General features: G+C 69.5%; 9 protein-coding genes. 5 read left to right on the top strand and 4 right to left on the bottom strand.

Annotated features, from left to right (window positions below; all coding sequences use genetic code 11):
- Positions 1 to 207: 207 nt before the first annotated feature.
- Complete coding sequence (locus G3I77_RS21705) at positions 208 to 3,336, bottom strand: BTAD domain-containing putative transcriptional regulator (RefSeq protein ID WP_248506241.1); 3,129 nt, start codon at positions 3,334 to 3,336, stop codon at positions 208 to 210.
- A 540-nt stretch (positions 3,337 to 3,876) separates the two neighbouring features.
- On the opposite strand from G3I77_RS21705, the gene G3I77_RS21700 reads away from it, so the two are divergent.
- The 5 genes from G3I77_RS21700 (at position 3,877) to G3I77_RS21680 (ending at position 9,174) form a co-directional block, all read left to right on the top strand.
- The gene (locus G3I77_RS21700; RefSeq protein ID WP_248506238.1) at positions 3,877 to 5,025 is read left to right on the top strand and encodes a serine hydrolase; all 1,149 of its coding nucleotides are present in this window, start codon (positions 3,877 to 3,879) and stop codon (positions 5,023 to 5,025) included.
- Positions 5,026 to 5,421: 396 nt separating this feature from the next.
- Complete coding sequence (locus G3I77_RS21695; protein ID WP_248506236.1) at positions 5,422 to 6,261, top strand: alpha/beta fold hydrolase; 840 nt, start codon at positions 5,422 to 5,424, stop codon at positions 6,259 to 6,261.
- A 102-nt stretch (positions 6,262 to 6,363) separates the two neighbouring features.
- Positions 6,364 to 7,197 (top strand): alpha/beta fold hydrolase, encoded by an 834-nt coding sequence (locus tag G3I77_RS21690; RefSeq protein WP_248506234.1) that lies wholly within the window; start codon positions 6,364 to 6,366, stop codon positions 7,195 to 7,197.
- Positions 7,198 to 7,664: 467 nt separating this feature from the next.
- Positions 7,665 to 8,474, top strand: coding sequence for an SDR family NAD(P)-dependent oxidoreductase (locus G3I77_RS21685; RefSeq protein ID WP_374386110.1), 810 nt, complete (start codon positions 7,665 to 7,667; stop codon positions 8,472 to 8,474).
- A gap of 133 nt (positions 8,475 to 8,607) precedes the next feature.
- Positions 8,608 to 9,174, top strand: coding sequence for a cysteine hydrolase family protein (locus G3I77_RS21680; RefSeq protein ID WP_248506230.1), 567 nt, complete (start codon positions 8,608 to 8,610; stop codon positions 9,172 to 9,174).
- 36 nt (positions 9,175 to 9,210) lie between these two features.
- On the opposite strand, the gene G3I77_RS21675 is transcribed toward G3I77_RS21680, so the two are convergent.
- The 3 genes from G3I77_RS21675 to G3I77_RS21665 all read right to left on the bottom strand — a co-directional run bounded on the left by G3I77_RS21675 (position 9,211) and on the right by G3I77_RS21665 (position 12,144).
- A complete protein-coding gene (locus G3I77_RS21675) occupies positions 9,211 to 10,242 on the bottom strand; it encodes a LacI family DNA-binding transcriptional regulator (protein WP_248506228.1) in 1,032 nt (343 codons plus the stop codon).
- A 64-nt stretch (positions 10,243 to 10,306) separates the two neighbouring features.
- The gene (locus G3I77_RS21670) at positions 10,307 to 11,134 is read right to left on the bottom strand and encodes an ATP-binding cassette domain-containing protein (protein WP_248506225.1); all 828 of its coding nucleotides are present in this window, start codon (positions 11,132 to 11,134) and stop codon (positions 10,307 to 10,309) included.
- Entirely contained in the window at positions 11,131 to 12,144 is a 1,014-nt protein-coding gene (locus G3I77_RS21665; RefSeq protein WP_248506223.1) for an ABC transporter permease, read from the bottom strand. Before G3I77_RS21665 ends, G3I77_RS21670 begins: the two co-directional genes overlap by 4 nt.
- Positions 12,145 to 12,226 lie beyond the last annotated feature (82 nt).

Here is a 12,226-nt window from a genome sequence, read left to right as displayed (position 1 = left end):
TTCAGCAGACCGAACGCCTATGTGTCGGTGCCTGCGGGCCAGGGGGTGACTCCTCGCTCGCCAAGCCTGTGCCCAGGTCCGACACGGTGGCACACAGACCAGTCGTCCACCCCTTCACCCCGGGCCGGCCCCTCGGTCGTGTTGCTTCGGAGCACGGCACCTTCTCGGAAGGAGGGACTTCACTGATGAAGCCGACAACGCTCGTGATCAGTACGCCTGGCGCCCAGGATCACCACTCCTCGGAGCCGGGAGCTCATGGCCCCCGGCCGCCCTCTCCGGCACGGTCGGCGTGGGATCCGCATCCATGTCGAGGGCGGTGAGCCGGTCACGGACCTGCTGGGCGCTGTGCGACATGGCTCGCTCGTCGGCGCTTTCGAGGGCGTGGACCCAGTCCGCTCGCGCGCCTTTCCGGTCGCCCGAGGCCAGCCGGGTGTCGCCCAGCCGCATCAGTGTGCCGATGGCGTTCCTGTGGTCACCGAGTTCCTCGAACGCCTGTGTCGCCCGCTGGTAGGTGGCCACCGATTCCTCGTAACGGCCGAGCTGACGCAGGTTGTAGCCCAATATGTCCCAGGCCTGGGCCAGCTGCCACGGCGCGTCCAGGCGCTGGAACAAGGCGATGCCCTCCTCGCAGTACTGAAGGCTCTTCTCGAGCTGCCCCAGGTTGGAGCGGAACCAGGCGAGTTCGACGAGGCACTCGGCCAGCCACAACTCCTCACCTGTCTCCCGGGACAGCTCCAGTCCCCGCTCGGAGGACGCCACGGCCTCCTGGACGCGGCCGAACAGGAACAGCGCGCACGCCGTGACGTAGTGGGCTCGAGCCTGATCACCGGTTACGTCGAGCTCTTCGAAGATCGTGGTGGCTAGTCGCAGGTGGTGCAGGGCTTGTTCCTGGTGGCCGAGATAGCCGTGGACGCCACCGAGGTGGCGCAGGCAACGGCCTTCTTCGAGGCGGTCGTTCTGGCGTCGGGCCACTTCGAGGGCGGGGGTCAGCGCGGTGATGGCTTCGGGCCAGAACTCCTGGCGGTAGAGATAGTCCTTGAGCGACCAGGCCAGCCCGGTGGTGTGGTGGTCCAGCTTCTGGCTGACGGCGGTGTGGAGCAGGCCGGTCAGTACCCGGTGTTCGGCGGTGAGCCACCGGGTCGCCTGCTTGATGGTGGTGAGGTTCTCCGGGGTGACGCCCGGGTTGGGTGCGCCGAGGTCGAGCTCGGGTGTTGTGTCGTGTTTCAGGAGCTGGTTGGCCTCGTGGGCGGTGAACATGTAGTGGTCGAGGACTCGGAGGGTGGCCTGGTGGCGTTCGTCGGTGGTGTCGTGGGCGTGGGTCAGTTCGGTGCCGTAGCCGCGCAGGAGGTCGTGCAGGCTGTAGCGGCCGGGCAGGGGTTGTTCCACGAGGCAGGAACTGACCAGGCCGGCGAGTGCGCGGCGGGTTCGGGGGAGGGGGAGGCCGGCGAGGCCGGCCGCGGCGGGGGCGGTGATGTGGGGGCCGGGGTGCAGGGCCAGGAGGCGGAAGAGCCGGGCGGTGGGCTCGTCCAGGGACTGGTAGGACCAGGAGAAGACGGTGCGTACGTCGGTGGTGGTGTCGAACCCGGTGAACGCTTCGAGGCCGCCGTCGGTGTGTCGCAGCTCCTCGGCGATGGCGTGAAGGGGAAAGGAAGGATCGAGTTCGGCGCGGGCGGCGACCACGGCCATGGCCAGGGGAAGTCGTCCGCACAGGCGGATGATGTCGGCCGTGGCGGTGGGCTCGGCCGCCAGCCGTTCGCTTCCCAGGCGTCGTTCGAGGGCCTCGTGGGCCTCGCTTTGTGAGGGCAGGGGGAGGGTGAGGGGTTTGGCGCCGTCGGTGGTGATCAGGCCGGGGAGCTGGTTGCGGCTGGTGATCAGGGTGAGACAGCCCGCTCCCGCGGGGAGCAGGGGGCGCACTTGTTGCTCGTCGCGGGCGTTGTCCAGGACAAGGAGCATCTGCCGGTCGGCGAGAAGGCTGCGGAAGAGTGTGCTGCGGCCGGGGGTGTCTTCGGGGATGCGCGGGGCGGGAACGCCGAGGGCGGTGAGGAAGCCGTGCAGGGCGTTGCCGGGGTCGACGGCGGGTGCGTGGGGGTGAAATCCGCACAGGTTGACGAAAAGCTGTCCGTCGGGGAAAGAGGGGGCGATGCGGTGGGCGTGGTGGACGGCGAAGGTCGTCTTGCCGACACCGGGAGCACCGCTGATGACGACGACAGGGGCAGCGGTCGGTCCGGGCCGGCCCGGTGCACCGCTCACGGCCGACAGCCACGCCCCCTCGGCCGCCCGCCCCGCGAACACCGGAAGACCGCGCGGCAGTTGTGCCGGACGGGCCAGGGGCGGCGACGTGGTTCCCTCGGCATCCGCGGCCGGGCCGCACCTCGCATCGGACCGATCGGCCGCGTCGGCCGGTTCGTCGGCGGCCGGGCCGATTGGCGCGGCCGCCTCGCCCTCGTCAGGCACCCCGGACATGGCCGACCCGTTCGGATGGCGGCCGTGCCCGGCACCTCCGCCGGGGGCGGATGCCCCGCCGAATCTGTTCAGTTCGTCGGCTGAGTGAAGGGGTGGCAGGTCGTGGTGAAGGATGCCGTGGTGCAGGGCACGAAGGGACGGGCCCGGTTCGAGGCCGAGTTCGTCGGAGAGGTGCCGGCGCAGGTCGGTGTAGCGCTGAAGCGCTTCGGGGTGCCTGCCGGCGAGGTACAGGGCGCGCAGCAGCAAGGCCCAGCCGGTTTCCCGCAGGGGATTCTCTGTGGTCATTTCCTGCGCCGCGTCCAAGGCTTCGGTGATCCGTCCTTGCAGGAGCAGGGCAGTGGTGCGGATCTCGCGGGTGGTCTGCCGCAGTTCTTCCAGACGTGCTGCCTCGTGGGTGGCGAACAGATGGTGCGCTGCGTCGGCGAACGGGGTGCCGCGCCACATCTCCAGGGCTTTTCCGGCCTCTTCCACAACGCGTTCGGGCCGGCCCTGCTCCATGAACCGGTGTGCCTGGGCAAGGGACCGCTCGAAGCGTACGGTGTCACGACTCTCGGGCGGCACCCGCAGGGCGTAGCCCAGGGGTTCGGTGACCAGCACCTCGAAGGCGCCCTGTCGGCGCAGGTGCTGGGGTTCCAGGACCGCGCGCACCTTGCTGATGTGGGCGTGCAGGGAGCCCGTCGCTCCGGCCGGTGTGCGTCCCGGCTGCTGCGGCCACAGTTCCTCGCACAGCGTCTGCGGAGCGACCGCCCGGCCGTCGGCGAGCAGCAGGCGGATCAGCAGCAGCCGCTGCCTGCGCCGACCCGGATCGAGTACCGTGCCCGCCCGCCGTACCACCAGCGGACCCAGCAGTCCGAAGTCGAGCCCCTGCCTCACAGTTGTCACCGTACCCACTCAGAATCGCGCTCGACGGCGCCGCCGTCGGGGGCACACACATGACCATGGCCCGCGAACCTGTGGGCGACCCGTTCCCGGGCTGACGAAAACCGGGCGTCGGCTCCTCCCGGGCACCCGCGTGACCCTTGTCGCAGTGATCTGTCCGCCGAGTTGGGGGGCCGGAGCGGGTGATCGGAGCGGCGAGGACCCCGTCGTCCGCCTCCCGCATACCGGACAGGACATTAGCAGGACGCCACTCGCCCGCGATGGCTTGTGGAGCCGCAACTGGACTGCCTTCCCGAGGACGACCCGCGTCCGGCTGATCCGGCCGCCCCTGATCTGTGAGTACCCCGCGCCGGACGGCCCGTGAAGTGCCCATCCGGTACGCGGCCCGTGCCGGTCGGCGGTGTCGCAGAGCGGGCCGGCTCCCTGTAGAGGGTCTCTGCACCTGCCGGAGGGCACCTGCGACGAAGCCTGAACCAGCGTGATGTGCACGCCGTTGAGTGGTCGAACGGTCGTCGTCAGGAGTGAGGAAGAAACATGGTCATCGTCGAAGGAACGAGCACCGCCCGGTTCGAACCGGTCCGAGCGGCGCTGGCAGCGCACCTCGAGTCCGGCGAGGAGTTGGGGGCGTCGATCGCCGTCGATGTCGACGGAGTCATGGAAGTCGACCTGTGGGGTGGGCATGCCGACGAAGCGCGGTCCGTTCCGTGGCGCCAGGACACGTTGGTCAGCCTGTGGTCGACCACCAAGACCCTCAGCAGTCTGGCGGCCCTCGTCCTCGTCGACCGGGGGGCACTGGATCTGCACCGCCCGGTGGCGCACTACTGGCCCGAATTCGCTGCTCAGGGCAAGCAGGACATCGAGGTGCGGCATGTCCTGTCACACACCTCGGGGCTCTCCGGCTGGCAACAGCCCTTCACCATCGACGATCTGTACGACTGGCCGACCGCGAGCGCGCGGCTGGCCGCGCAGGCGCCCTGGTGGGAACCGGGCAGTGCCTCGGGCTACCACGTGCAGACTCAGGGACAGCTGGTGGGAGAGCTTGTCCGACGGGTCAGCGGCCGTACCCTGACCGAGTTCGTCGACACCGAGATCGCCAAGCCGTCACAAGCCGACGTCCAGATCGGTGCGCGGCAGGCCGACTGGCCGCGCATCGCCGAGCTGGTGGCGCCGTCGCAGCTCCCCGGAATGCCCGCCGGCCTCGATCCCGAGGGGATCTTCACCAAGACGTTGCTCGGAAGCCCCGCCCGGGACGAGCACGTCGACACCCCGCAGTGGCGTCGTGCCGAACTCGGAGCAGTCAACGGGCACGGCAACGCACGGGGCATGGCTCATGCCCTCTCCGTGATCTCCCGGCGCGGCCAGGTGAACGGCCTCCGGCTTCTCTCCGCGGACACGGTGGACAAGGTCCTCGACGTACAGGCCGACGGAATCGACCTGTTCCTGGGTGTTCCCGTGCGCTGGGGCATCGGCTTCGCGCTCGCCGATGCGAGGACGATGCCGCACATGCCCACCGGAAGGGTCTGCTTCTGGGTCGGCAGGGGCGGTTCGATCGTCATGATGGACCTCGACCGGCGCGTCACGTTCTCGTACACGATGAACCGGCTGGGCGACGGAATACTCGGCTCGGAGCGCACCTTCAGCTACATGAGGCATGTCTACGACGTCCTGGACTCCACCGACTGAGGACCATCACGAAGCGTGAGGACCGCGGATCGCCCGCGACCGTAGGCTCGATCACCTCGGGAAGTCGCGGACCACCGTGCCCCACGCAGCCACGTTCGACGCCCGCGAAGAACATCCCGTTCCCGGGGTGAACCGGCCCTGTCTTCTCATCGTAGGACAGGACGAAAGACGTTCCGCCCCGGCCGTTGCGGGGTCGGCCGATGCTCCGGGGCCAGGTCGGGCCGCAGCCCGCCGGCCGCCCTCCGGGCCGCAGTCGCCCGTCGCCCACCATCCATCCGATCCGTGCTGACCGGCCGGCTCAGACGGAACGCACATCGGCTCGGTCATCCACAAAGGGATTCGCTGCTCCGGCACGGTCCGGTGAGGGCCGACATCCAAGGAAGAGGACATTCACGCATGCGCATCACCCGCCTGGCCCGTCCGAGCCGTAGATCCGCCCTCCTCGGTGCCACAGCGGCCGTGGGGCTGTCTGTGGCCGCCGTCGCCCTGCCCGGCGCAGCCGGTGCGGTGTCCCACCATCCGACCCGTCCGACGATCGTGCTGGAGCACGGGGCGTTCGCCGACGCGGCGAGCTGGGACGGTGTCGTCACGCGGCTTCAGCGTGCGGGCTATCCCGTGGTGTCCGCCGCCAACCCGCTGCGTGGCCCGGCGACCGATGCCGCCTACCTGCGCAGCGTCGTCGACCACATCGACGGGCCCGTGGTCCTGGTCGGTCACTCCTACGGAGGTACCGTCATCAGCCAGGCCGCCGCGGGCCTGGAAGGCAAGGTGAAGGCGCTGGTCTACATCGCCGCGTTCCTGCCCGACACGGACGAGAGCTCGCTCGGACTGACGAACAAGTTCCCCGGCAGCACCCTCGGCCAGGCGATCGAGTCCGTCAACTACACGCTGCCCGACGGTGGTCAGGGCGCGGACGTCTACATCACGCCGGAAAAGTTCCGCGACCAGTTCGCCGCGGACGTGCCGGCGGACAAGGCCAGGCTCATGGCAGCGGGACAGCGTCCGATCGCCGCCGCCGCACTGGAGGAGAAGTCGACGAAGGCAGCCTGGAAGACGATCCCCTCCTGGTCGTTGGTCACTACCGAGGACCTCAACATCCCCGTGGCCGCCCAGCGCTACATGTCGGCCCGTGCCGGGGCTCGCACCACGGTCATCGACGCGTCGCACGCGGTAACCGTCTCCCGCCCCGGGGCCGTCGCCCGCATCGTGGAGCAGGCGGCCCGCACGGTCCGCTGACCGGCAGCTCCGCCCTGTCGCGGCATCACAGGTCCCCACAGCCGTGCCCACCCGGGCACTTCACCCACCAGACGCATTTCCCACCGAAAGGCAGTACCCAGCATGGCGTTCATCACCGTCGGCCAGGAGAACTCGACCAGCATCGAGCTGTACTACGAGGACCACGGCAGCGGGCAGCCGGTCGTACTGATCCACGGCTACCCGCTCGACGGCCACTCGTGGGAGAAGCAGTCCGCCGCCCTGCTGTCGGCCGGCTACCGCGTGATCACGTACGACCGGCGCGGTTTCGGCCGCTCCAGCCAGCCCACCACCGGTTACGACTACGACACCTTCGCCGCCGACCTGAACACGGTCCTGGAGACCCTCGACCTCAACGACGTCGTCCTGGTCGGCTTCTCCATGGGTACCGGCGAAGTCGCCCGCTACCTGGGAACCTACGGCTCGGCCCGGATAGCCAAGGCAGCCTTCCTCGCCTCTCTGGAGCCTTTCCTCCTCAAGACCGACGACAACCCCGGCGGCGTCGACGGCGCCATCTTCAAGGACATCGAAGAGGCCGTCACCGCCGACCGCTACGCCTACTTCACCGCGTTCTACGAGAACTTCTACAACCTCGACGAGAACCTCGGCACCCGCATCAGCGAGGAAGCCGTCCGCAACAGCTGGAACGTTGCCGCCGGAGCCTCCTCGTACGCCTCCCTGGCCTGCGTGGCGACCTGGTCCACCGACTTCCGTGCCGACCTCCCCAAGATCGACGTCCCGGCACTGATCCTGCACGGCACCGCCGACCGCATCCTGCCCATCGAGGCCACCGGAAACCTCTTCCACCAGTCACTCCCGCAGGCCGACTACGTCGTCATCGACGGCGCCCCGCACGGCCTGCTGTGGACCCACGCCCAAGAAGTCACCCAGGCCCTCCTCGCCTTCCTGGCCAAGTGACCGAAGGCCTACGGCCCTCCAGCCGGGAGCGGGTACGCGCCCCGTCATCCGGTAGGCGCGAGGCTAAGCCTGCTCATTCACTCGCGGGCCGCTCGTCGGTAGGACCGTGAGCCGTGCGCACCCCGCCGTCGCTCTCACGACGGCGGGGTGCGTGAACCTCTGTCGGATCCCGGACAGTTGCCCGCCGAGTGGCTCTGGCATGGTTCGAGAGCCGGAGCGGGGCGCCGAGCACGTTCCGGGTAGGACGTGCCGATGCCGATGCCGATGCCGATGCCGATGCCGTTGGCGGGCCGGGGTGTCCAGCTCTCGGGAGCCCTTGAAAGCCTTGCCATGGCTGCCCCACCATCGCCACCGCGCCGTGCTGTGTCTCAAAGTCGTCAGCGATGCATCAGCGGGTTCTAGGCTCGGTTGCGTCCTGTGACCCAGAAGGAGCCGGAACAGCAGTGGTGGGCCGACGAGTTGTCATCGTGACCGGTGGAGGTACGGGCATCGGGGAGGCCACCGCCCGGCTCCTGCGCGAAGGAGGTCACCACGTGGTCGTCTCCGGCCGGCGAAGCGAGCCGTTGCGACGCCTCGAAAAGGAGACCGGAGCACTCGCGCATCCGTCCGACATCGGGGACCCCGAGGCCGTCGGCGGTCTCGTCCGAGCCGCCCTGGCCGCGTACGGACGCATCGACGGACTCGTACTCAACGCGGGCATCGGGCGTGGTGGGGCCGTGGGCGACTTGTCGATGGAGGACTGGGACGAGGTGATGCGCACCAACGTCACCGGCCCGCTGTTGCTCCTTCGCGCGGCGATCCCGCACTTGGTGGAGACGAGCGGGGCAGTGGTCGCTGTCGCTTCAGTGTCCGCGCTGCGCAACGGCACGAGCAACGCCCCGTACGCGACGTCCAAGGCGGCCCTGCTCCAGCTCTGCCGTTCGGTCGCCGTCGATTACGGGCGGCAGGGCGTGCGTGCCAACATCGTGTGTCCCAGCTGGGTGAGGAGCGAGATGGCCGACCGGCGCATGGCGCGTTTCGCCTCGGAAGCGGACTTGGGAGGAGACGGCGTTGGGGCGGCCTACGAAGAGGTGACCAGGCTCCTTCCCCTGGGTCGGCCGGGTGAGCCGCGTGAGATCGCGGAGGCCGTCGACTGGCTGCTGTCCCCGGCGGCGTCGTATGTCAATGGCGCCGTGCTCACCGTCGACGGCGGGGCGACGGCCCTGGATCCCGGGACGCTCGCGTTCGACTTCCATGTGGCGCCACGCGGCGACGGAGCTTCCGACACTCCTCGCTGAGTTCCGCCGGACCCAGGCCCCGCCACCGGTCGAAACGGAGCGGCGTTCCCCCCCCGGGGCCTCTTGGGCCGTACGATCCGGCCGTCGGAAGCCGGACCTTTCGGCACCTGAACTCCCCCTCACTGGAGGCGACTTGAGCAGCACTCTGGTCGTGATGGACGTCCAGCGGGCCATCGTGGACATCGCTGACGACGGCTCCGGATACCTGCCACGCCTGCGCAGGGCCATCGACGGGGCCCGGGCGGCGGACATCCCCGTGATCTACGTGGTCATCGCGTTACGCCCCGACTTCCCGGAAGTCGGCACGCGTAACAGGGCCCTCACCGCCATCGCACGGGCCGGCCTCTACGTCGAGGGCGCCCCGGGCACCGAGATCCACCCCGAGGTCGCGCCCCGGCCGGGCGACGTGGTGGTAACCAAGAGACGGGCGAGCGCCTTCTCGGGCAGCGATCTCGACGTGGTGCTGCGGGCACGCGGTATCGACAGCGTCGTGCTCACCGGCATCGCCACGAGCGCCGTGGTGCTGTCCACCCTGTGCCGGGCGAACGACCTGGACTTCGGACTCACCGTCCTCTCCGACGCCTGCCTGGACACCGACCCCGAGGTGCACCGGGTGCTCATCGAGCGACTGTTCCCGCAGTGGGCGGATGTCGTCACCGTCGACGAGTGGGTCGAGTCGGTGTCCGGTCCGGCCGCATGAGCAGGGCGATGCCGCGCCCTTACGGAGACGGCCCGCTCATGCCTCCCGCGAGGCGGGCACCCGCTGCTCGCCCGAGCCCCGGACGATCAAGCGGGTGGGGACGGTGACGGTGCGTGCCCGGGATCGGTCGCCGTCCAAGCGGGCGAGGGCGGTCGTCGCCGCTGTTCTGCCGATTTCCCCGGGGTCCTGGGCGACGACGGTCAGGGCCGGTTCGAGGGCTTCGGCGAGCGAGACGTCGTCGAAGGCGACGAAGGCGACGTCCTTGCGCTTGCTGCGGGCGAGTTCGGCCACTATCCCCAGCGCCATGATGTTGTTGCCGGCGTACAGGGCCGTGGGCGGATCGGTCAGGTCGAGCAGCTTCGCGGTCGCGGCCTTGGCCCCCTGCTGGTCGTGTGCGCTGGCGACCAGGGAGCGGTCGTACGGAATCTCGGCCTCCTGCAGGGCCGCGCGGTAGCCGGCCAGGCGCTCACGGCGGGTGTAGAGCTTGGTGGGCAGGTCGCCGATGAAGCCGATGCGCCGGTGTCCATGGGCGATCAGGTGGGCGACGCCCTCGTGGGAGCCGTCCCGGTTGGAGCTGACGACACTGTCCGTGGCCAGGCCCGCCCCGGGGCGGTCGATGAAGACCACGGGCAGTCCCGCGGTGCGGTGGGCTTTGAGATGGGAGTGGTCGGCGCCGACGGACGGTACGACCATGAGGATGCTGACGCGGCGGGCGAGGAACTTGTCCGTCAGCGAGCGCTCGCGGTCGGGATCGTCCGCGGAGGAGCCCACGAGCAGGGTCAGGCCACGGTCGCGGACCGTGTCCTCGATACTCCTGGCCACGGCCCCGAAGAAGGGGTTGGCCAGGTCGGGGACGACCAGTCCGATCGTGGTGTCGGGCCCTCCCACCCGGATGTTGCGGGCCATGAGGTTCGGCTGGAAGCCGAGCTTGGCAACGGCGGCGAGAACCTGTTCCCTGGTCTGTTCCGAGGCGTATCCGTCCTCGTTGAGAACCCGGGAGACGGTCTTGGCGCTGACGCCCACTTCTCGGGCGACGTCAGCCATGGTCGGGCGGCGGTTCGCTGCCATGGAGGAAACAGTCTCCTGTGCTCGTCGGTCCCGGCCGCGGCCTCGGCCGGAACCTGTGAGTGCTTCAGTTGGCCCGGACTCCCGCGGCCTTCGCCGCAGCGGAATCCGCTACGACAGTATCCCCGGCCGCGTCGACGGTGAGCGCGCCGGTCATGATGGCCACGACCTCCGCCATGGAGTAGTCGGACGGCTTGATCACGGCGGCCCGCCGGCCCAGCCGGTGGACGTGGATCCGGTCGGCGATCTCGAAGACGTGCGGCATGTTGTGGCTGATCAGGACGACCGGCATGCCCCTGTCCCGGACCCGGCGGATGAGGTCGAGGACCTGCCCCGACTCCTTGACGCCGAGGGCGGCGGTGGGCTCGTCCATGACCACGACACTGCGGGCCCAGGCGACGGAACGCGCGACCGCGACGGCCTGCCGCTGCCCGCCGGAGAGGGTCTCGACCGACTGCGTCAGCGAGCGCAGGCCGATCTTCAGGTCGGCCATGTGCTCGGCGGCCTCCTGGCGCATGCGCTTCTTGTCCAGCATGCGGAAGACACTGCCGAGGACACCGGGACGGCGGAGCTCGCGCCCGAGGAACATGTTCGAGGCGATGTCCATGGACGCGGCCACGGCCAGGTCCTGATAGACCGTCTCGATGCCGTGGGCGCGGGCACTCTGCGGCCCGGAGAACTGGATCGGCTTGCCGTTGAGGCGGATCTCGCCCTCGTCCGGGACCACCGCACCGGTGAGTGCCTTGATCAGGCTGGTCTTGCCCGCTCCGTTGTCCCCGATGACGGCGAGCACCTCGCCGGGCATCAGGTCGAAGTCGGCGCCGTCGATGGCGGTGACATGGCCGTAGCGCTTGACCAGACCGCGGGCCTGAAGGACAGGGGTGGGGGAGGTCATCGGGCCTTCTTCCGGGAGATCTGGTCGACGGTCACCGCGAGGATCACCAGGACGCCGGTGATCAGGGTCTGGTAGATGGAGGCGACGCCCATCAGTTGCAGGCCGTTGCGGAAGACACCGACGATGAGGACGCCGATGAAGGTGCCCAGCACCGAACCGCGTCCGCCGAAGAGGCTGGTGCCGCCGAGGACCACGGCCGTGATGCTGTCGAGGTTGTCGGTCTGTCCCGCCTGGGGGTCGCCGACTCCGGTGCGGGAGATGAGCAGCAGGGCGGCGATGCCGTAGAGCACGCCGGCCGCGGTGTAGACGCCGATGGTCAGGCGGGAGGTGCGGATGCCGTTCAGCCGCGCCGCTTCCTGGCTGTTGCCCAGGGCGTAGACGTGCCGGCCCCAGCCGGTGCTGCTCAGCGCGTAGGCGAGGAGGAGGAACAGGCCGATGGTGACCAGGGAGCCGTAGGTGATGTCGGTGTGGCCGAGCGGGAAGGTCTGCCCGAGGGCCGTCAGCGGGCCGGGCAGGTTGGTGACCGTCTGCTCCTCGGAGTAGATGTGGGTCAGCGCGAACGCCACGTTGAGCATGCCGAGGGTGACGATGAACGGCGGCAGCGGGATCTTCTGCACCAACGCGCCGTTGAGCATGCCGAAGCCGCCGCAGACGACAAGGCCCAGCGCGATCGCGGCGAGCGGGGGCAGCGAGCCCTCGGCGGCCATCTTGGCGATCATGATGCTGCCGAACGCCATCACGGCGCCGCACGACAGGTCGATGCCCGCCGTGAGGATGATCAGGGTCTGGCCGATGGCGAGGGTGCCGACGACCATGACCTGCTGCACGATCAGCGAGAAGTTGCCGCCCGTGAGGAACTGCTCGGTCGAGAAGGAGAAGAAGGCGCAGGCCAGGAGGAGGGCGACCAGTGGGCCGGTGGTGGGCGCCGTGAGCAGTCTGCGGGCCGTGGTCGGCGCTTTGAGCCCGGCGTACGGCGAGGACGTGCTCGGAGGCGTGGACGTGGCGGTCATGCGAAGTCCTTGTCGGAAGACAGAGTCCTTGTCCGTCCCTGTCCGTCCTCGTGGGAGGAGCCGGAGGAAGCGGGGACACCGG

Source organism: Streptomyces sp. D2-8 (genome assembly GCF_023184515.1).
Lineage (GTDB): Bacteria > Actinomycetota > Actinomycetes > Streptomycetales > Streptomycetaceae > Streptomyces.
Note: the sequence above shows the minus strand (reverse complement) of the source record. Positions and strands in the feature narration are given on the sequence as shown.

Coding starts and splice junctions, on each gene's coding strand:
- G3I77_RS21700 (WP_248506238.1), top strand. CDS start 3,877: ATGGTCATCGTCGAAGGAACGAGCACCGCCCGGTTCGAACCGGTCCGA.
- G3I77_RS21695 (WP_248506236.1), top strand. CDS start 5,422: ATGCGCATCACCCGCCTGGCCCGTCCGAGCCGTAGATCCGCCCTCCTC.
- G3I77_RS21690 (WP_248506234.1), top strand. CDS start 6,364: ATGGCGTTCATCACCGTCGGCCAGGAGAACTCGACCAGCATCGAGCTG.
- G3I77_RS21675 (WP_248506228.1), bottom strand. CDS start 10,242: ATGGCAGCGAACCGCCGCCCGACCATGGCTGACGTCGCCCGAGAAGTG.
- G3I77_RS21670 (WP_248506225.1), bottom strand. CDS start 11,134: ATGACCTCCCCCACCCCTGTCCTTCAGGCCCGCGGTCTGGTCAAGCGC.
- G3I77_RS21665 (WP_248506223.1), bottom strand. CDS start 12,144: ATGACCGCCACGTCCACGCCTCCGAGCACGTCCTCGCCGTACGCCGGG.